The organism is Kribbella pratensis, from assembly GCF_004366075.1.
GTDB lineage: Bacteria > Actinomycetota > Actinomycetes > Propionibacteriales > Kribbellaceae > Kribbella > Kribbella pratensis.
Map to the genome: position 1 here is coordinate 1,041,089 of NZ_SODU01000002.1, position 18,372 is coordinate 1,059,460.

Below are 18,372 nucleotides of genomic sequence, written 5' to 3' on the forward strand. Positions count from 1 at the left end.
CACGGTCGGATGCACGCGCTTTTTCGGGACGGGAATCGACTTCGGGTGGGCGAGATGAAAGAGTTTTCGGCAACGGGTCTCACTCACGGTCCGTACATGGTTGAATGCAGCAGTTCACGGGATCGGAGGCCGAAGTGGATCTGTCGCTGACCGCGCGCGCCGAGGGCGGGCGCACCGTCATCGAGGTTGCGGGGGAGATCGACGTCTACACCGCACCGAAGCTCCGCGAGAAGATCGCCGCGCTCGTCGACGAAGGGGTCTACGACCTGGTCATCGACCTGGAACGCGTGGAGTTCCTGGACTCCACCGGCCTCGGCGTTCTCGTCGGCGGACTGAAACGGGTGCGCACCCACGACGGATCCCTGTCCCTGGTCTGTACCCAGGAACGGCTGCTGAAGATCTTCCGGATCACCGGCCTGACCAAGGTCTTCGACATCCACCCGGACGTCGCCTCGGCGATCTGATCACAGCGAAACGGGTCCACCTCACTACGTTCGGTGAACGTTGCGCCCAGGTTCCGGCGCAGGTCTTGCCGGGTCGGCCGGGTATGGCGTAGACCACCCTGTCGTCAGGTCTGGTCGGGAACCCGTTAGAGTAACCCACCGCGCCAGGCCACTGGCGCTGTGTCGTATTTCCCCAACCCTTCGGTTGCGGCAGACGGGGGCCGTCAAGCCTGGATGGGTTGCCTACAAGGAGGACGGATGTCCGCGCTGCTTGCTCCACAAGCGGTGGATCTTTCGTCGAGCAACACCACACTGGTGATCGTCGTCGGGGTGATCGCGATTCTCGCGGTCGTCATCGCGATGGTCTTCCGGGGCCAGGTGCTTGCCGCGAACGATGGCACCGAGAACATGAAAACGATCGCCGCGGCGGTTCAGGAAGGCGCCTCGGCGTACCTGAACCGGCAGTTCCGGACATTGTCGATCTTCGCCGTGGTCGCGTTCCTGCTGCTGTTCCTGCTGCCGGCGCACACCGACGGCGGCAACGAGACCACGCTGAAGATCTTCCGCTCTGTGTTCTTCCTGGTCGGCGCGGGCTTCTCCGCCGCGATCGGCTACCTGGGCATGTGGCTCGCGACGCGCGCCAACGTCCGGGTGGCCGCGGCCGCGCGGGACGAGGGCCGCGATCCGGCCATGCGGGTCGCGTTCCGCACCGGCGGCACCGTCGGCATGGCGACCGTGGGCTTCGGCCTGTTCGGCGCCGCGCTGGTCGTGCTGCTGTTCAAGGGTGACGCCCCGACGGTGCTCGAGGGCTTCGGCTTCGGCGCCGCGATGCTCGCGATGTTCATGCGGGTCGGCGGCGGTATCTTCACCAAGGCTGCCGACGTCGGCGCCGACCTGGTCGGCAAGGTCGAGCAGAACATCCCCGAGGACGACCCGCGGAACGCCGCGACGATCGCCGACAACGTCGGGGACAACGTCGGTGACTGCGCCGGTATGGCGGCCGACCTGTTCGAGTCGTACGCCGTGATGCTGGTGGCCTCGCTGATCCTCGGCAAGGCCGCGTTCGGCGAGCAGGGCCTGATCTTCCCGCTGATCGTGCCGGCCATCGGCGCGCTCACCGCGGTCCTCGGTGTCTTCCTGACCCGTCCGCGGACCGGCGAGAACGGTCTGCGCACGATCAACCGCGCGTTCTACATCTCCGCGGTGGTCTCCGGTGTGCTCTGTGCGGTGGCGGCGTTCGTCTACCTGCCGGGCAGCTTCAAGGACCTCACCGGCGCGACCGAGGCGATCGCCGCGCACGACGGCGACCCGCGGCTGATCGCGACCTTCTCGGTCCTCATCGGCATCGTGCTGGCGGCGATCATCCTGGCGCTGACCGGCTACTTCACCGGCACCGAGGACAAGCCGGTCAAGGACGTCGGCAAGTCGTCGCTGACCGGTGCCGCGACCGTGATCCTGTCCGGTATCTCGGTCGGCTTCGAGTCCGCCGTCTACACCGCCGTGGTGATCGCGGCGGCCGTGTACGGCGCCTTCCTGGTGGGTGGCACCGGTGTGGTCGCGCTGTTCGCGATCGCGCTCGCCGGTTGCGGTCTGCTGACCACCGTCGGCGTCATCGTCGCGATGGACACCTTCGGCCCGGTCTCCGACAACGCGCAGGGCATCGCCGAGATGTCCGGTGACGTGGACGGCGAGGCGGCCCAGATCCTCACCGAGCTGGACGCCGTCGGCAACACCACGAAGGCCATCACGAAGGGCATCGCGATCGCGACCGCCGTACTGGCCGCGACCGCGCTGTTCGGTTCGTACACCGACGCCATCCGCACCTCGCTGGCCGAGAACTACGCCAAGTTCGAGGCGGACGCGCTGGTGTTCAACCCGGGCACGCTGGTCGGCCTGATCCTCGGTGCCGCGGTCGTGTTCATGTTCTCCGGTCTCGCGATCAACGCCGTCGGCCGCGCCGCCGGTGCGGTCGTCTACGAGGTACGTCGCCAGTTCCGCGACATCCCCGGGATCATGGAGGGCACGGGCAAGCCGGAGTACGGCAAGGTGGTGGACATCTGCACCCGCGACTCGCTGCGGGAGCTGGCCACCCCGGGTCTGCTGGCGCTGACCGCGCCGATCGCCGTGGGCTTCGGTCTCGGCGCCGCGGCGCTGGCCGGCTACCTGGCCGGTGCGATCGGCTCCGGCACGCTGATGGCGGTCTTCCTGGCCAACTCCGGTGGTGCCTGGGACAACGCCAAGAAGCTGGTCGAGGACGGCAACCACGGCGGCAAGGGCTCGCCCGCGCACGAGGCCACCGTCATCGGTGACACCGTCGGTGACCCGTTCAAGGACACCGCCGGTCCCGCCATCAACCCGCTGATCAAGGTGATGAACCTGGTCTCGGTGCTGATCGCGCCGGCCGTGGTGGGGATGTCGTCGATCGGCGACGACACCAACACGCCGCTGCGGATCGTCATCGCGGTCGTCGCCGTGGTGATCCTGGCCGCGGCCGTGTACGTCTCCAAGCGCCGGGAGTCGGTCATCTCCGACACTCCGGCCGAGGTGAACGCCGCAGCCTGATCGCAGGATCTGCCGAGACGGCCCGCCGGTTCCGACCGGCGGGCCGTTCCGTATGTCTGGACCCGAACCGTCCGCTCACTTACTGTCATGGTGTGAGGATTGCCCGGGTGTCCGCGCTGCTGCTTCTCGTTGCGGCGGGCGTTCTGGCAATGCTGCAGCCGGCGAACGCGGCGACACCGCAACCGGATGTCTCCTATCTCAACGCCGCCCACCAGCTCAACCTGACCATCAGCGAGGCCGCCCACACGGCGGCGGCCAAGGGCCGGACCTCCTGCGTACGGCGGGTCGCCGCCCAGCTGGAACGTGACCATCGCAAGCTTTCCGCACAGGAGCTCGACGTCGCCACGCGGCTCAATATTCTGCTGCCGACAGCACCTTCGGCGGCCCAGCGTCGCCAGCTCGACGTACTTGCGGCCAAGGCCGGCACCACGGCGTACGACGCCGCCTGGCTGGCCTTCCAGCGTCAGGAGCACCAGCAGTATCTGGCACTGGTAGAAGGCGAGCTTCCGATCAGTGCATCGCCTGCCGTCGAGGCACTGGCCGACGGCGCCAAGCCGGTCATCCAGATGCACCAGCGCTCGATCACGGGTACCTGTCGCGTCGGGACCACCACTCCGGTGGTGCCGACTGGAGAGGGCGGCCAGCAGGCCGAAGCCAACCTTGCCCGTACCAGGGCCGCACTGATCCTCATGGGTATCGGAGTGGTGCTGCTTCTGGTCGGCAAGTCGATCTCGCTGAAGCGACGCGTCCTGGGGATCGCAGCACTCGCGGCGGGTCTCGTGATGATGTTCGGAGGCCAGCCCGCCAACACTGGAAAGGTCCCGGATGCGGGTAAGTCGACCGCGGACCGAGAGGCCGCTGTACCGCCTGTCCGTCTGAAACTGCCCGGTGTGCTGGAGGCCTCGGTGCAGCCGGTTGCTGCCGGTGGCGACGGTCGGCTGGAGGTACCCAAGTCGGCCGCTGACGTGGGCTGGTGGGCCGCAGGTGCGGCGCCAGGCTCTGTTGGTGGCACAGTGCTGCTCGCGGGTCATGTGGACACCACTCGCGGGCGCGGGGTCTTCGCAGCGCTCTCCGGCGTACCGGTCGGCGCCAGGGTCGCGGTGACGGGTGGAGACGGCGGCGAGCACTGGTACCGCATCGTTGCGCGCCGTACCTATAAGCAGGAGGCCCTGCCCGCCGACCTGTTCCACGGTGCAGCGAAGCCCCGGTTGGCGTTGGTGACCTGCACGGGTTCGTACGACCGTACGGCGCACCGCTACAGCGAGAACCTCGTGCTCTACGGCGTTCCGCTGGACTGACCTTCTGGTAGTCACTTCCAGACCGAAGTACGTCGTACGTCGACTTTCGGCTGATGTGCGGGACCCTCCGCATGGGGGATCGTCGGGGTTGTGGTCAGGGGCATAACCGATAGCAGCCGCCCGCGGACCGGCGGCAGAATCAACCCAGGGGTGGACACACCGGATCCGCCCGGGGTCCGATGCCCGGCACCCGTCCGGCCTCGATACTGATCTCATCACGACACAACCCGCCCGACCGGGGACACTTCACGCAGGCGAACGAGGAGCACGGCGATGATCGAGGCAAAAGGCCTCACCAAGCGATACGGCGCAACAGTTGCCGTTGACAACCTGTCTTTCGAGGTGAAACCCGGCAGGGTGACCGGCTTCCTGGGCCCGAACGGGGCCGGCAAGTCCACCACCATGCGGATGATCCTCGGACTCGACACCCCGACGTCCGGCGAAGTCACCATCGACGGACAGCGGTACCGCGACCTGCACCGGCCGCTGACCAAGGTCGGCGCGTTGCTGGACGCCAAGTGGGTGCACCCGAACCGCTCGGCGCGGTCCCACCTGATGTGGATGGCCGCGTCCAACAAGTTGCCGAAGTCATCGGTCGACAAGGCGCTCGACATGGTCGGCCTGACGTCGGTCGCGAACAAGCGGGCCGGCGCCTTCTCGCTGGGCATGTCCCAGCGGCTCGGTATCGCCGGCGCGCTGCTCGGCGACCCGGAGGTGCTGCTGTTCGACGAGCCGGTGAACGGTCTCGACCCGGAGGGCATCGTCTGGATCCGGACCTTCATGCACCGGTTGGCCGACGAGGGCCGCACCGTGCTGGTCTCCAGCCACCTGCTGTCCGAGATGGCGCTCACCGCCGAGGACCTGGTCGTCATCGGCCGCGGCAAGCTGATCGCGCAGAGCACCACCCAGGAGTTCGTCGACCGCGCCAGCGGTACGACGGTGAAGGTGCGGACGCCGCAGCTCGACCAGTTCGCCGGCGTGCTGAACCAGCAGCACCTGACCACCCGGATCGAGGACGTCGAGGACCAGGGCAAGGTGCTGTTCGTCGAAGGCGACCTGACCACCGACCAGATCGGCGAGGCCGCCGCCGCGCACGGCATCGTGCTGCACGAGCTGACGCTGCAGCGCGGTTCGCTGGAGCAGGCATTCATGCAGATGACCGGTGATTCGGTCGAGTACCACGCGCACGAGGAGATCGCCGCTGTGACCTCGCTCGACGCACCCGACGCCGCCGAGGTGGCCGCGGGTCCGAAGGAGGACAACTGACATGTCGGTGATCGCTGTCGAACGCATCAAACTCTTCTCCACCCGCTCACCGTGGTGGTGCATGATCATCGCGGCCGTGCTGACCGTCGGGTTCGCGGCCTTGACGACCGGCTTCCTGAAGGGCGCCGACGAGCAGCAGGCGACCATCTTCATCACCCAGCCTGGCGCGCAGCTGAGCCAGATGGTGATGATGGTGATGGCCGCGCTGGCCGTCACCACGGAGTACCGGTTCGGCACCATCCGGACCAGCTTCCAGGCCGTTCCGCAGCGCGCCGCGCTGCTGCTCGGCAAGACCGCGGTGGTTGCGTTCCTGGCCGGCGTCATCGGCCTGATCGCGTCCTTCGGCGCCTGGGGGATCGGCAGCCTTTTCGCGAGCAACGCGGACCTGGCGATCGACACCGGCGCCGAGTGGCGGCTGCTGGCCGGCCAAGGTCTGATCTTCTCGATCTCCGCGGTGTTCGCGGTGGCGGTCGGCATCCTGATCCGGCAGAGCGCCGGTGCGATCGCGATCCTGATCCTCTGGCCGCTGCTGGTCGAGAACCTGGTCAACCTGATCCCGAAGGTCGGCGACGACCTGGCCAGGTGGGCGCCGTTCGCGAACGGCAGTTCGTTCCTCAACCAGGGCCAGGACTTCGGTCTGGCCGGACCGGGCGCGGGCGGCAGCGACTTCGCGCTCAGCCCGTGGTGGGCCTTGCTGTACTTCGCCGGCTGGGCGGCGGCGCTGATGACGATCGCCCTGGTGTCGGCGAGCAAGCGCGACGCCTGACAAGTCCACCCCGGTCAGCGGTTGAGGGGCCCCTGACCGGGGCAGGGGCCCGGCCGGGCTGAGGGGTCCTGGTCGCGACGGCCCGTGGTGCATCCGGTCTCCGGATGAACCACGGGCCGTTTCCCGTCCTGATTCGGGCCTGGCCGCGTGGCCCGCCGACGCATTACGGTGCCGCGCATGACGGACTGGGCGCACGTGCGTGAGGCGGGTTTCGAGGTTCCGGGAGGTCGGCCGGTGGGGGAGATGGTGGCCGAGCTGGTAGGGATGCTGCGGTCACCGGATCCCGTCGTACGGGACCGGCAGGCGTACTCCGTGCTGGCGACCTGGATCGGGCGCGGCGTGCTGTCGACGGACGAGCTGCGGGCGCTCGGCGACGAGATGGTGCCGCGGTTCACCGACCCGGAGATCCAGGCGCGGACGTTCGCTCCGCTGATCCTGGACTCGATCGTGACGGCCGGCGTCTTCGAACCGAGCTGGGTGCCGCCGTTCGAGCGCTGGTACGTCGCCGAGGAGGATCTGCGGGGGTACGACGAGAAGCTCGGCTGGTTGCACGCGGTGGCGCACGGCGCGGATCTGCTCGGGGCGCTCGGGCAGCACGCGGCGGTGGAGCCGGTGCAGATGCTGCGGCTCGGGATCGGGCGGTTGCTGACCCCGACGCCGTACGTGCTGCGGGACATGGAGGACGACCGGCTCGGGTACTCGCTCGCGGCGACGCTGACGCGCGACGACCTCACCGGCAGCGACGCGACCGACTGGCTGGACCCGGCGATCCGGCAACTGTCGAAACCGCCGGCCGAAGGGATCACGCCCGAGGTGACGAACACGATCCGCACGCTGCGGGTGCTGTACGTGCTCGCCGACCACGGTCTGCTGGTCAGGGATGCGAAGAAACTCACACGGATTCCGCAGGCCGACCAGGTCAAGACAAAGCTCGCGGACGTGCTCCGGATCGTCACGCCGTACTATCTCTGAGCCTGAAGTGGTCGGCGGCAACTACCTGCAGGGGTACGACGCATCCGACTTTCGTCTGGACTTTCCCTGAATCCTCCCCGAGGAACGGCACGTCGTAGTCCAGGGCGGAGTACAGGTGGTTTCAGGTGGCAGTGGAGGCTCGGTCCGTGACAAGGTCTCTGCTGGCACGCCATGGCCCCCTCCCATGGTGGAGCCAACGCCACTACCGGAGTAGTGCCAACACCATCAGATCTGGTCCCCGGCGAGGTTAGCTTTGACTTACACAGCCGCTGGGGGCAGCGGGTTTCAGAGAGGGCGCGTGGAAGTCATGGTTGCGACATACCTGAAGAGATGGGTGGGCAACCGCATTCTCAACAGGACCACCCGCAAGGGTGGCCTCGACCTGTCGAAGATGCGGATGTTCCCGCGCCAGGTCTCGATGCCGTTGCGCCGCGAGGGGCTCGATCCGGTCCCGGAGCTGGCCCAGGTGCGCGAGACCGAGCCGGTGCACAAACTGGCTCATCTGTTCGGGCTGAACGTCTTCGTCGTGAGCGGTCATGCCGAGGCGAAGGCAGTGCTCGCCGACAGCACGAACTTCAGCAACGACATCCGGCCGCTGGTCGGCTCGGACCCGAACAAGCCGTCCGAGGGCATCGGGGGTCTCGGGTTCACCGATCCGCCGGACCACACCCGGCTGCGGAAGCTGCTGACGCCCGAGTTCACCAAGCGCAAGCTGGCCCGGCTGGAGCCGGCGATCGAGAAGATCGTCAACGACCAGCTGGACCTGATGGAGGCCAAGGGCCCGGTCGCCGACATCGTCGCGGACTTCGCCTTCAACGTGCCGTTCCTGCTGATCGCGGACCTGCTCGGTGTCGAGGAGTCCGACCGCGATCGCTTCCGTGCGCTCGGGCCGGCCCGGTTCGACCTGTCCGGCGGCGGGATCGGGGTGTTCGGGTCGGCGTCGGAGTCGCGGGACTTCCTGTTCGAGATCGTCCGCAAGCAGCGGGAGAACCCCGGCGACGGGCTGATCGGGTCGATCATCCGCGAGCAGGGTGACGACCTCGACGACATCGAGCTCGGCGGGCTGGCGGACGGGGTGTTCCTGGGCGGGTACGAGACGTCCGCGAGCATGCTGGCGCTGGGCACGCTGGTGCTGTTGCGCGACCCGTCGAACTTCGAGCGGATCCGCAACGAGCCGGGTGCGGTCGACGTGATCGTCGAGGAACTGCTGCGGTACCTGACCGTGGTGCAGGTCGCGTTCCCGCGGTTCGCCCGGCACGACCAGGAGCTGTTCGGTCAGCAGGTGAAGAAGGGCGATCTGGTCGCGGTGTCGCTGTCCGGCGCGGATCGGGACAAGAAGGTCTTCGGCGCGGACGCCGAGGACTTCTACCCACGCCGTACGGTGTCGTCCGCGCATCTCGCGTTCGGACACGGCATGCACCGGTGCGTCGGCGCCGAACTGGCCAGGATGGAGCTCCGCGCGGCGTTCACCGCCCTCGCGCACCGCTTCCCGGACCTGTCGCTGGCCGTCCCCGAGGAGCAGCTCCGCTTCCGCGACTTCTCGATCGTGTACGGCGTCGAGTCCCTCCCCGTCCGCCTCCACGCATCCCCCGCCGAACAGGTCGCCGGCTGACCCGTGGGTTAGGTCAGCTGGAACCGTTCGGCGAACTGGGTCAGTTCGTCCAGGTCTGGGGTGGTCACTACCAGGCGGGTGACGCCTTGGGACTCGTAGGTTGCTGCGGCTTCTGATGTTAGGTCGATGGAGGCCCAGCGGGTGTACTCGAGGTTGGGGCGGGTCGACGTGGCCAGCTTCCATTGGGCCGCGCGTTCGGCCGGGGTCAGCGCGCCGCCTGGGAAGTACCCGTCGCCCCGGGTGCCTGCGCGGCGGGCGGCCGCGCGGCTGGAGCCGCCGATGTGGATCGGCAGTGGCGCCAGCGGATGCGGGAAGCTGCTCAGGTCCTCGAACTCGAAGAACTCGCCCGAGTAGCTGACGCGATCCCCCGACCACAGCAGCCGCAGTACGTCGATTGCCTCGTCCGTACGTCGTCCGCGGGACGCGAAGTCCACACCCACCGCCCGAGCTTCCCCCGGCAGACTGCCCACGCCGACGGTCAGCAAACGCATCCGCCCCTTCGACAGTACGTCGAGGGTCGCCAGCCGCTTCGCCAGCACCACCGGGTGGTGGTACGGCAGCAACAGCACCGCAGTCCCGAGCAGGAGCCGTTCCGTGGACGCCGCCACGAACCCGAGCAGCTCGAGCGGATCGCCGTACGGCAGGTCGGTCGGCATCTCGTACCCGCCGAAGGTGGCGCCGCGATACAGCGCCACGTGTTCCGGCACGTACAACCCCTCGAACCCGCACTCCTCCGCGCGCCGCGCGAACCTGACCAGCCGCTCCGGATCCATCCCGTACGCCGGCGTGCTGTAACTCACCGCGAATCTCATCGCCGAACCGTAAAACCCTGTCCCCAGGGTCAACGCAAACAAAGAGAAAATCTGTACGCCGAGTGCGGTTCTTGTGGCACTAGGTGGTCGTTGGCTGGATCGGGTCGTGACAGGACCGGGGGTGGGTGGTCACAATGGGCGGTCCGGCCCGAGGTGCGGGTGACGGAACAGGGAAAGGCCGTCGCGGTATGGGGAATGGCGAGATGGCGGCGGACGACGCGCTGACCGCACGGATCGCCGCCGCGATGACCGCGGCCCAGTCGGGTGGGCATGCGACGGCGGCTGCGGAGATCGAGGCAGTCCGGGCCGAGCTGGGCGGAGTGCCGAGCTACACGTTGGCGGCCGCGGAGTACGTCCGGGGTGTGACGGCCCACCATGCCAGTGACGCCGACGAGGCACTCAGAGCGGTCGATGCGTGTATCGAGATCGCCCGCGCGATCGACGAACCGGGCTGGGAAGCGAACGCCCTGCCGATCCGCATCATCAACCTCGCCCGCAGCGGCCGCGGCGGTGACACAGTCAACGACCTGGTCGCCGCCGAAGCAGCCTTGAACCGCACCAGGGACACCGGGCTGACCGCCTGGGCGCACACCGGCCTCGGCTACGCGTACGACGTCCTGCGGCTTTTCGAACTGTGCATTCCGCATTACGAGCTCGCCACCCAACTGGACGCCGATGTCTTCGAGCTGGCCGAGTCGCAGGCGATCGACCGGCTGAACCTCGCCGAGACGCACCTGCGCTGGGCGCACGAACTCGAACGCCTCGGTGATCCTTTGTATACAAGGGAGATCGAGGAGCGCCTGGCGTCGGCGGCGTACTGGGCGCGCGAGGCCGAGCGGGTGGTGGTCGACGACGAGACCCAGGAGTTCTGGAAACTCAGCGCCCGGCTGTGGATCGCCGCCGCCGCGACCGCCGCGAACCCGGACCAGGCGGTCGCCGACCTGACCGAGATCCGCGACGAGATCAGCAAGCTCGGCGAGACCGAGCGGCTCGCGATCGCCGGCGCCTACCTGGCCCGGGCCCTGCAGGCGCAGGGGAAGTCCGAGGAGGCCAAGGTCGCGGCGGACCGGGCGGCCGACGACCTGCTTCCGTTGGCCGACCCATCGACCCACGTCCTGGTGCTGCAGACCCGTTCGGAGGTCGAGGCGGTCGACGGTACGGCGGGTGCCCTGGCGGGCCTGGCCTACGCGCGATCGGTGGCGCGGGGGTGGTGGAAGGAGCGGCAGCGCGCGCTGAACGCCGTACGGCATGCGCTTGCCGCGCACGACCTGCCGGCCCGGCACGACGCCGAGTGGCACGCGGCGCGGCAGGACCCGCTGACCGGGGTGGGGAATCGCCGCGCGCTGGACGAGCGGCTGACCGCGGCCCGGGACTCGGGCCGGGCGGTGACGTTGCTGGCGATCGACGTGGACGATCTGAAGCTCGTCAACGACACGTTCGGCCACGCCTGCGGGGACGAATTGCTGCAGGTTGTTGCAAATCTCCTGGTAGAACAGGCGCGAGCGACCGATGCCGTGATTCGATCAGGGGGCGACGAGTTCTTCGTGGTGCTCGACCAGCCGGACGCCAAGGGCGGTGCCCAGCTGGCCGAGCGGATCCGGGTCGCCGTCGAGGCGATCGCGGCGACGACGGACACACCGTGGCTGCGCCGGCTCGGGTTGAGCCTCGGGTACGCCGCAACCGCCGAAGGAATTGCCGTGGAGCAGTTGATCTCCCGGGCGGACGAGCGTCTGTACCGGGAGAAGCGCCGCAAGAAGTGACGAAGGGTGGGAGGTGTGGTGCGGGAGACGTCCGGGGTGACGACGCGGATCGCGGCGGCGATGACGCGGGCACAGTCGGGCAATCCGGCCGAGGCGGCGCTCGAGCTGAACGCGTTGCTCGCCGAGCTGGGCCCGGAGCCCACCCACGAGCGGGCCGCCGCGGAGTACGTGCGAGCCGTCGCGGCGCATCACGCCACCGACTCGGTCGAGGCGCTGGACGCAGTCGACAGTTGCATCCGGGTGGCCCGCGCGATCGACGAGCCGGGCTGGGAGGCGAACGCGATCGCGCTCCGGATCGTCACGCTGATCCGGACCGGCGAGGGCGGTGACTCGGTCGCCGATCTGGTCGCCGCGGAGAACGCGCTGTCCCGGACCCGCGACCTCGGCCTGGCAGGCTGGGCGCACACCGGCCTCGGCTACGCGTACGACCTGCTTCGGCTGTACGAGCTGTGCATCCCGCACTTCGAGCTCGCCGCCGAGGGCGACCACGACCCGCTCGGCCTGCCCGAGGCGCCGGCGATCAACCGGCTGAACCTCGCGGAGTCGAACCTGCGCTGGGCCCACGAGCTCGAGCGGCTCGGCGACACGTCGTACGACGAGGAGATCAAGGAACGTCGGCGCGCCGCACACCGCTGGGCCGGCGAGGCGGTCGAGGTGATCCTCGCCGCCGACCTGCTCGGGTACTGGCCGATGGCCGGGCGGATGTGGCTCGCGGCGAGCAACGACAGCGCGGACGCGGGCGAGGCGGCCGTGATCCTGAAGGACTGCCGCGACCAGCTGGCCAAGCTCGGTGATCTCGAGCTGGCTGCGATCGCGGGCGCGTACCTGGCCAAGGCGTACCTGGAGTGCGACCGGATCGGTGAGGCGATGGACGCCGCGGACCGGGCGGCGAGTGACCTGCCGCCGACGTCCGATCCGCCCGTGGAGGCGTTGGTCCGGCACACCGCCGTACAGATCAGTGCGGAGGCCGGGGACACTGGTGCGTCCTCCGGGCTGCAGTACGCGCGGGCGATCAGCCGGGGCTGGTGGGCGGAGCGGTTGCGTGGGTTGTACGCCGTACGGAGCGCACTGGCCAACCACGAGCTCTCGATCCGCCACGATGCCGAGTGGCGCGCTGCGCGTGAGGATCCGCTGACCGGCGTGGGGAATCGGCGTGCGCTCGACGAGCGGATGTCGGTGGCGCAGGACTCCGGCCGCTCGATCGCGGTGATCGCGATCGACGTGGACAACCTGAAGGTCATCAACGACAGCTACGGGCACGCCAGCGGCGACGAGGTGCTGCGACGGGTCGGGACACTGCTGACCGAGCAGTGCCGCGCGGAGGACGTCGTCGCGCGCGCGGGCGGGGACGAGTTCGTCGTCGTACTCGACAACCCGGACGAGCGTGGTGCGCCTGAGCTGGTCGAGCGGATCAAGTCCGCGGCGGATCGTGAGGCCGAGCGGGCGGAGGAGCCGTGGTTCGCGCTGCTGCGATTGAGTGTCGGGCAGGCGAGCAGCACGGACGGTACGGCGGTTGCGGAGCTGCTGAAGGAGGCGGATCGGCGCATGTACGCCGAGAAGCGTCGACGCCGGCGCGCCGCTCAGTAGGTTAGGAAGCCTTCTATTACGAGGTTTCTGATCTGTGGGAGGTAGTCGGCGAGTACGTCGACCACTGGGCGGTCCATGAGGTCCGCCAGCGCTGCGAGGATCTGTCCGGTGCTCAGGTCGCCGTCGCAGGCGCCGACGAAGCCGGCCATCACGGTGTCGACCTGCTCGGCCCTCCGCATGCCACGCTGCCGTCGGAGCACGATCGTGGCCGGGTCCTCGGCTCCTGGCTGCCCGGTGGTCTCCTGGATGACGTCGTCCGCTACGTGCAGGTGCAGAGCGGTGAGGTCGGCCGGGAGGCCTTCGAGGCGTTCGAAGCGGTGCAGGACGTGCGGGCCGATCGGGCGCTCGATCTCGTACGGCCAAGCCTCCGCGGCCAGGGATCCTTCGACGTTGTGCAGCGTGATCCAGCCCATGCCGATCGCCTCGACGTTGTGCTCTTCGAGGTAGCACATCCATTCGTCGTACCTGGTGGTGTACTGCGGTGTGCCGTGCAGACCGGCGTCGCGGAGCCAGAGCTCGACGTACTCGGACGGGTCGAGTTGCTCGCGCTGGACCGCCCAGGCCGAGCGGTCGCCCGTCCAGGCGGCGATGCGGTCCTGCCAGTCCTGCCCGCGGACACAGGTCCAGTTGGCGAGCAGTTGGCACCATCCGCCGTCGGTCAGGTGGTCCGGTGCCTGGCGGACGAGCTGCTCGACCACGGCGTCGCCGGTGAACTCGGTCTCGCGGTAGGTGAGATCGCCGCCGGGCGGGGAGATCACGTACGGCGGGTTGCTGACGATCAGGTCGAAACGCTCGCCCCGGACGGGCTCGTACAGACTGCCGTCGCGGAGATCGAGGTCGATGTGGTTGAGCGCGGCCGTCGCTCTGGCGAGTTGAAGGGCGCGCGGGTTGACGTCGGTTGCTGTGAGCTGGTTGACGTGGTCCGCGAGATGCAGCGACTGAATGCCACATCCGGTGCCGATGTCGAGCGCCCGATCAGCCTTGATCGGGACGGTCAGGTGGATGAGGCTGAGGCTGGCCGGCGCGATGCCGAGCACATAGTCCGACCGCATCGCCTCCCGCCGCCCGTCGAGCCCCGGCGTGAGGTCCGCCACCACCCACCAGTCCCGCCCATCCTCCGCAAACGGCCTGATGTCCAGCACCGCCCGCACCTCGTCCCCACCACGCTCTGCGATGCCTAGGGCAATCAGATCGATCCCCGGAAACGCCTGCTCTACAAGGCTTTCCGGAACCGCCCGCTGGAGCAGGAACAGACGGATCATCGTGTCGAGCGCATCACCCGACGCCGTACGACGCGCTGCCGCCGCAGTCTCGTTCCGCGCCAACGCCCCGTTCGCCTGTACGCCGAGCCGCTCCGCAACCCCTTCCACGGTGTACCCCGCCCCGGCGAACGCCGTACGCAGCCGCTGCACCACCTGCCCCGTCAGTTCCCGCATGCCCACATCCTCGCACTCCGCGACTTGCCTACTGAGGTGGAGGGTTGCCCCCTGAGATTTCCGGCGGGCAACCCTCCAGCTGTGGGGGCTAGGGGTTGCAGGTGAGTTTGGCGTCGGCCCAGTCGGCGTGGTCGCTGGTGACGCCGTCGCCGCCGTCGGTTACCTGGAGGGTGAGGGTTTGGGAGCCGGTGACGTCGACCGTGGTGGCGGCGGTCGGTGAGGTGCCGGTCAGTTGGTCCGACGTGTAGCGGGCGGTGCCGTCGGTCAGGATCTTGAAGGTGACCTTGCCGCGGTCCTCCATTTCGTCGTCGATGCCCAGTTTGCTGGTGAAGGTCGTGCAGTTGCCGCCGAGGCGGACGCTCACCGACGAGGGGGCGTGAGCGCCCAGGCCCTTCGCGTACTGGACGCCGTCGAGCGTGATCGGGCCGCCGTCGCCGGCCGCGTCCTCGCCGTTGCTGTGGTCGCGCTCGACCGGGCCCCAACCGTTGGTGGAATCAAGGAACTCGAGGTCGCTGACCCAGTTCTCCCCGGTCGGTGCCGGCGGCAACGGCTTGTCGGCGATCGTGGCCGCGAAGAAGCCCAGCCCGCCGCCTGGCAGCTTGATCGCCTTCACGGTCTTCCCGGAATCGAGAGGTACGGCGGTGTAGAACACCCGGTAGTCCGTCGTCGTGTTGCTCAACCCGGCCGCCGTGTACCGTCCCTTGACCGACACGGCCAGCTTGGCGCCACCCGTCGTCGGATCCTGACAGCACCAGTTCGGCAACTGGAACGTGCCCTCGGACGTCGACCCGTCGGTGTAGATCACCGTCACCGTCCCGCGGGCGTTCAGGCTCGCGCCGGCGCCTAGCAGTGCTAGATGCGAGCCGGTCCCCGACACGAGGATCGGAGCCGACTGGTTCTTCACGAGGTTCGGCGTACCGGGCGCGCCGCTCGGCCAGGTGAAGTCGGCGCCCTGCACGTTCACGGTCGCGCCGGGTGTGTACCCGGCCGCCGCCAGTGCCTCGCCGTTGAAGCTGTTGCCCGACCCGTCGAAGTTCCCTTGCTTGTACGTCGACGCGTCGCTCACTCCGACCACGTTCGCAGCCTGCGACACCGAGGCGTACGGCAACTGCGCCGTACCTGTCGAGGTGTTCGTATAACTATTGCCTTGAGCAACGTATGACGCCTCCAACGTCAATGTGAAGCTCGCGGGTTTCACGTTCGCGCCGGGCGTGACCTGCAGCTTGGTTGTCACGGTTCGACCGGGGTCCACCGACGGGAAGGTGTTCGCGCCGCTGACGCTCCACCCGGCCGGAACCTGGACGTCGAGCCGTACGTCGCGCACCGTCGTCGCGGTGCCGTTGCGGAAGGACGCGGTCACCTCGGTCGCCTGACCCGGAGCGTTCCACAGTGACGGCGTGGTGAGCTCAGGCGTTCCGAAGGTGTTGGTGACATCAGGCCCGCCCACAGCCGACGTTCCCGACAGCACCACGACAGCGGTGCGGGAGGTCGGGATCGATGCCGTCTGCACGCGGACGATGCCATTGGCATAGGTGAAGGCGGCCGGGCGCCCGTCGATCGTGACGTTGCGCGGGGTGGAGCCGGTGTGGACGGTCAGCTCGTACGGGCGGGTGGCCGGCTTGCCGTCGTACGACCCGATGCCGGCGCCGATCTTCACGGTCACATCGCCGCGGCCTTGCGTCGGTGCGTCGACCGCGAACGTCTGCGTCGCGGACTTCCCGGACCGGGTCACGCGATCGTCCTCGTACATCGAGAACGACGACTTCCCGGACGGGTAGATGTCGAGGCTCACCCGGTCGCCGAAACCCTGCTCGGCGGCGGTGTTGATCCCGGGCTTCCACATCGGCACCACCGCGCCCGCCTTCACGAACAGCGGCAGTGTGTCGAGTGCGGCGTGGTACCCGTTCACAGTCGTCGGCCCTTGGTACACACGGCCCGTCCAGTAGTCGATCCACCGGCCCGCGGGCAGGTAGATCCCGTTCTTCACCTCGTCCGCGCCGTACATCGGCGCGACCAGGAACTCCTTCCCGGCCAGGAACTCGTACTTCGTCGTGTCGTCCCACGTCTTCGGGTCGGTCGGGTACTCCAGCACCAGCGACCGGTTCAGCGGAGCGCCGGTCCGGTAGGCCTCGGCGGCGTACGTGTAGAAGTACGGCAGCAACCGCTCCCGCAGTTTCAGGTACTTGCGGTTGATCGAGGTGTACGGATCGCCGTACGCCCAGGGCTGCTTGTACGCCGGGGTCGACCAGCCGGACATCGTCATGAACGCCGGGTTGAACACCTTCCACTGCATGTCCCGCACGTACGACGTCGCGGAGCCACCGAAGATCCCGTCCACATCGCCCGCGCTGTACGCGATGCCGGAGTTGCCGGACCCGGTGATCGCCGGGATCTGCCACTTGATGGCGTCGAGCGAACCGCTGTGGTCGCCGGTCCACTGCACCGCGCACCGCTGCGCGCCGGCCCAACCCTCGACCATCCACGCGAAGCCGCGGGCGTTGCTGTACTGCTCGATCCCGTCGTGCGCGGTGTCGCAGGCAGTCAGTGCGTACCGGTACCCCGGACCGACCCACGCGACGTCGAGCTTCCGGACGCGGACACCGGCTTCGCCGACCTCGGCCGGCTGCCGGTCCAGGTTCGACTGCGTCCACAGACCCATCTGGATGTTGCGCGCCCGCAGGTCGTCACCGGCCTGCTTCAGCGCCGGGATGTCCCGCTTGCCCCACCAGGTGCCGTCGACCTGCTCGGACTCGGTGTTGGCGGAGTACCCGCAGCCGTAGTCGTCGTTGACGAGCATCCAGCCGCCCGGCATGTCCTCGTCCTTGAAGCGCTGCGCGACCTTGACCGCGTCCAGCGTCGTCACCTTGTCCGGGTTGACCTTCCAGTCGTTGCTGGGATCCGGATCCGTCCCGTAGTGCCCGCGGTTGTAGCAGTCCGAGTCGCCGTACTCGAGTCCGTAGATCGGCGGCATGAACGGCCGGCCGGTGAGCTCGGTGTAGCGGTCGAGCGAGGTCTTCAGGTCGCCGATGAAGTAGTACGCGTCGAACCGCTTCTCGTCGTGCGTAGTGACAACGGGACTAGTGAAGTTGTAACTACCCGGGCTGAACGTATTGCGGAGTACGCCGTACCCCGCGGTGCTCATGTAGTACGGCGAGGCGTTCGGGTTGCCGCCGTCCTCCCAGTTGAAGTCCCGCGAGATCTTGATCGTCTGGTCGCGGTGTGAGAAGCGGCCGTTCTGCATGCCGCCGCCGAAGAACTGCTCGTTCGCGCCGCGGCCGAGGGTCTGCGTGGTGGACGTGTCCGTCCAGGACAGTGGTGTCGCCTCGGCCCACACGAGCTGGCCGTTCGAGCGGTACACCGAGAACTTCAGCGGCTGCTTCTGCGCGCGGACCTCGATCTTTCCGGTGCTCAGCGAGTAGTAGGCGCCGCGGTCCCGCCAGGTCGTCGGCGGCGTCCCGTAGTCGGTCTTGGTGACGATCTTCGAGCCTTCGCCGGTGTTGGCGGGATCGGTGAAGTTCCCGTCCGGCGCCATCCAGAGCCGGAACACGTCGTCCTTGAGGAACACGATCCGGACCTTCGCGGCCCCGGCGCTGAGGGTGTACGTCGCCTGGTCGGCGGAGAACCCGTTGACGTCACCGAGCGTGATGCCGGCGGCCTGCGCGGAGCCGGCGGTGTACACCAGCGCACCGGCTAGCAACGCTAGTGCGACTACTGAACGTTTCATGCGGACAAAGATGCTCACGACTGCCTCACTTCACGCATCAATGAACAAGATGCGGACATTGAAGCTCACCGGCGACCGGTTGTCATCAGGTCAGCTTCATCAAGTTGAAACGGTGTCGCTATCACGGAGTGAAA

At 68.3% G+C, this 18,372-nt stretch carries 12 protein-coding genes; 9 read left to right on the plus strand and 3 right to left on the minus strand.

The window, feature by feature from the left end; translation table 11 throughout:
- The first annotated feature begins 104 nt into the window (after window positions 1–104).
- The 7 genes from EV137_RS20125 (at window position 105) to EV137_RS20155 (ending at window position 8,919) form a co-directional block, all read left to right on the plus strand.
- Window positions 105–464 (plus strand): STAS domain-containing protein, encoded by a 360-nt coding sequence (locus EV137_RS20125; RefSeq protein WP_272948965.1) that lies wholly within the window; start codon window positions 105–107, stop codon window positions 462–464.
- 237 nt (window positions 465–701) lie between these two features.
- On the plus strand, window positions 702–3,005 hold the full coding sequence (locus EV137_RS20130) for a sodium-translocating pyrophosphatase (RefSeq protein WP_134002536.1): 2,304 nt from the start codon (window positions 702–704) through the stop codon (window positions 3,003–3,005).
- Between the two features lie 92 nt (window positions 3,006–3,097).
- Entirely contained in the window at window positions 3,098–4,303 is a 1,206-nt protein-coding gene (locus tag EV137_RS20135; RefSeq protein ID WP_134130327.1) for a DUF4142 domain-containing protein, read from the plus strand.
- Window positions 4,304–4,576: 273 nt separating this feature from the next.
- Window positions 4,577–5,569 (plus strand): ABC transporter ATP-binding protein, encoded by a 993-nt coding sequence (locus EV137_RS20140; RefSeq protein WP_134002540.1) that lies wholly within the window; start codon window positions 4,577–4,579, stop codon window positions 5,567–5,569.
- 1 nt (window position 5,570) lies between these two features.
- On the plus strand, window positions 5,571–6,335 hold the full coding sequence (locus tag EV137_RS20145) for a hypothetical protein (RefSeq protein WP_134130328.1): 765 nt from the start codon (window positions 5,571–5,573) through the stop codon (window positions 6,333–6,335).
- A gap of 177 nt (window positions 6,336–6,512) precedes the next feature.
- Window positions 6,513–7,307 (plus strand): DUF2785 domain-containing protein, encoded by a 795-nt coding sequence (locus tag EV137_RS20150; RefSeq protein WP_134130329.1) that lies wholly within the window; start codon window positions 6,513–6,515, stop codon window positions 7,305–7,307.
- A gap of 307 nt (window positions 7,308–7,614) precedes the next feature.
- Entirely contained in the window at window positions 7,615–8,919 is a 1,305-nt protein-coding gene (locus tag EV137_RS20155; protein ID WP_134004289.1) for a cytochrome P450, read from the plus strand.
- 8 nt (window positions 8,920–8,927) lie between these two features.
- Here EV137_RS20155 and EV137_RS20160 read toward each other — a convergent pair whose 3' ends face one another.
- Window positions 8,928–9,731 (minus strand): TIGR03619 family F420-dependent LLM class oxidoreductase, encoded by an 804-nt coding sequence (locus EV137_RS20160; RefSeq protein ID WP_134130330.1) that lies wholly within the window; start codon window positions 9,729–9,731, stop codon window positions 8,928–8,930.
- A 188-nt stretch (window positions 9,732–9,919) separates the two neighbouring features.
- On the opposite strand from EV137_RS20160, the gene EV137_RS20165 reads away from it, so the two are divergent.
- Together EV137_RS20165 and EV137_RS20170 are read left to right on the plus strand one after the other, a co-directional pair.
- Window positions 9,920–11,491, plus strand: a complete 1,572-nt coding sequence (locus EV137_RS20165) for a GGDEF domain-containing protein (protein WP_238175443.1) — start codon at window positions 9,920–9,922, stop codon at window positions 11,489–11,491.
- 15 nt (window positions 11,492–11,506) lie between these two features.
- A complete protein-coding gene (locus EV137_RS20170) occupies window positions 11,507–13,078 on the plus strand; it encodes a GGDEF domain-containing protein (RefSeq protein ID WP_238175444.1) in 1,572 nt (523 codons plus the stop codon).
- Here EV137_RS20170 and EV137_RS20175 read toward each other — a convergent pair.
- Together EV137_RS20175 and EV137_RS20180 are read right to left on the minus strand one after the other, a co-directional pair.
- Window positions 13,072–14,514 carry a DUF7059 domain-containing protein gene (locus EV137_RS20175; RefSeq protein WP_134130331.1) on the minus strand — a complete coding sequence of 481 codons (1,443 nt, stop codon included), beginning with the start codon at window positions 14,512–14,514 and terminating at the stop codon, window positions 13,072–13,074. The genes EV137_RS20170 and EV137_RS20175 overlap by 7 nt on opposite strands.
- Before the next feature lie 88 nt (window positions 14,515–14,602).
- On the minus strand, window positions 14,603–18,238 hold the full coding sequence (locus EV137_RS20180) for an NPCBM/NEW2 domain-containing protein (RefSeq protein ID WP_134130332.1): 3,636 nt from the start codon (window positions 18,236–18,238) through the stop codon (window positions 14,603–14,605).
- Between the last annotated feature and the right edge of the window lie 134 nt (window positions 18,239–18,372).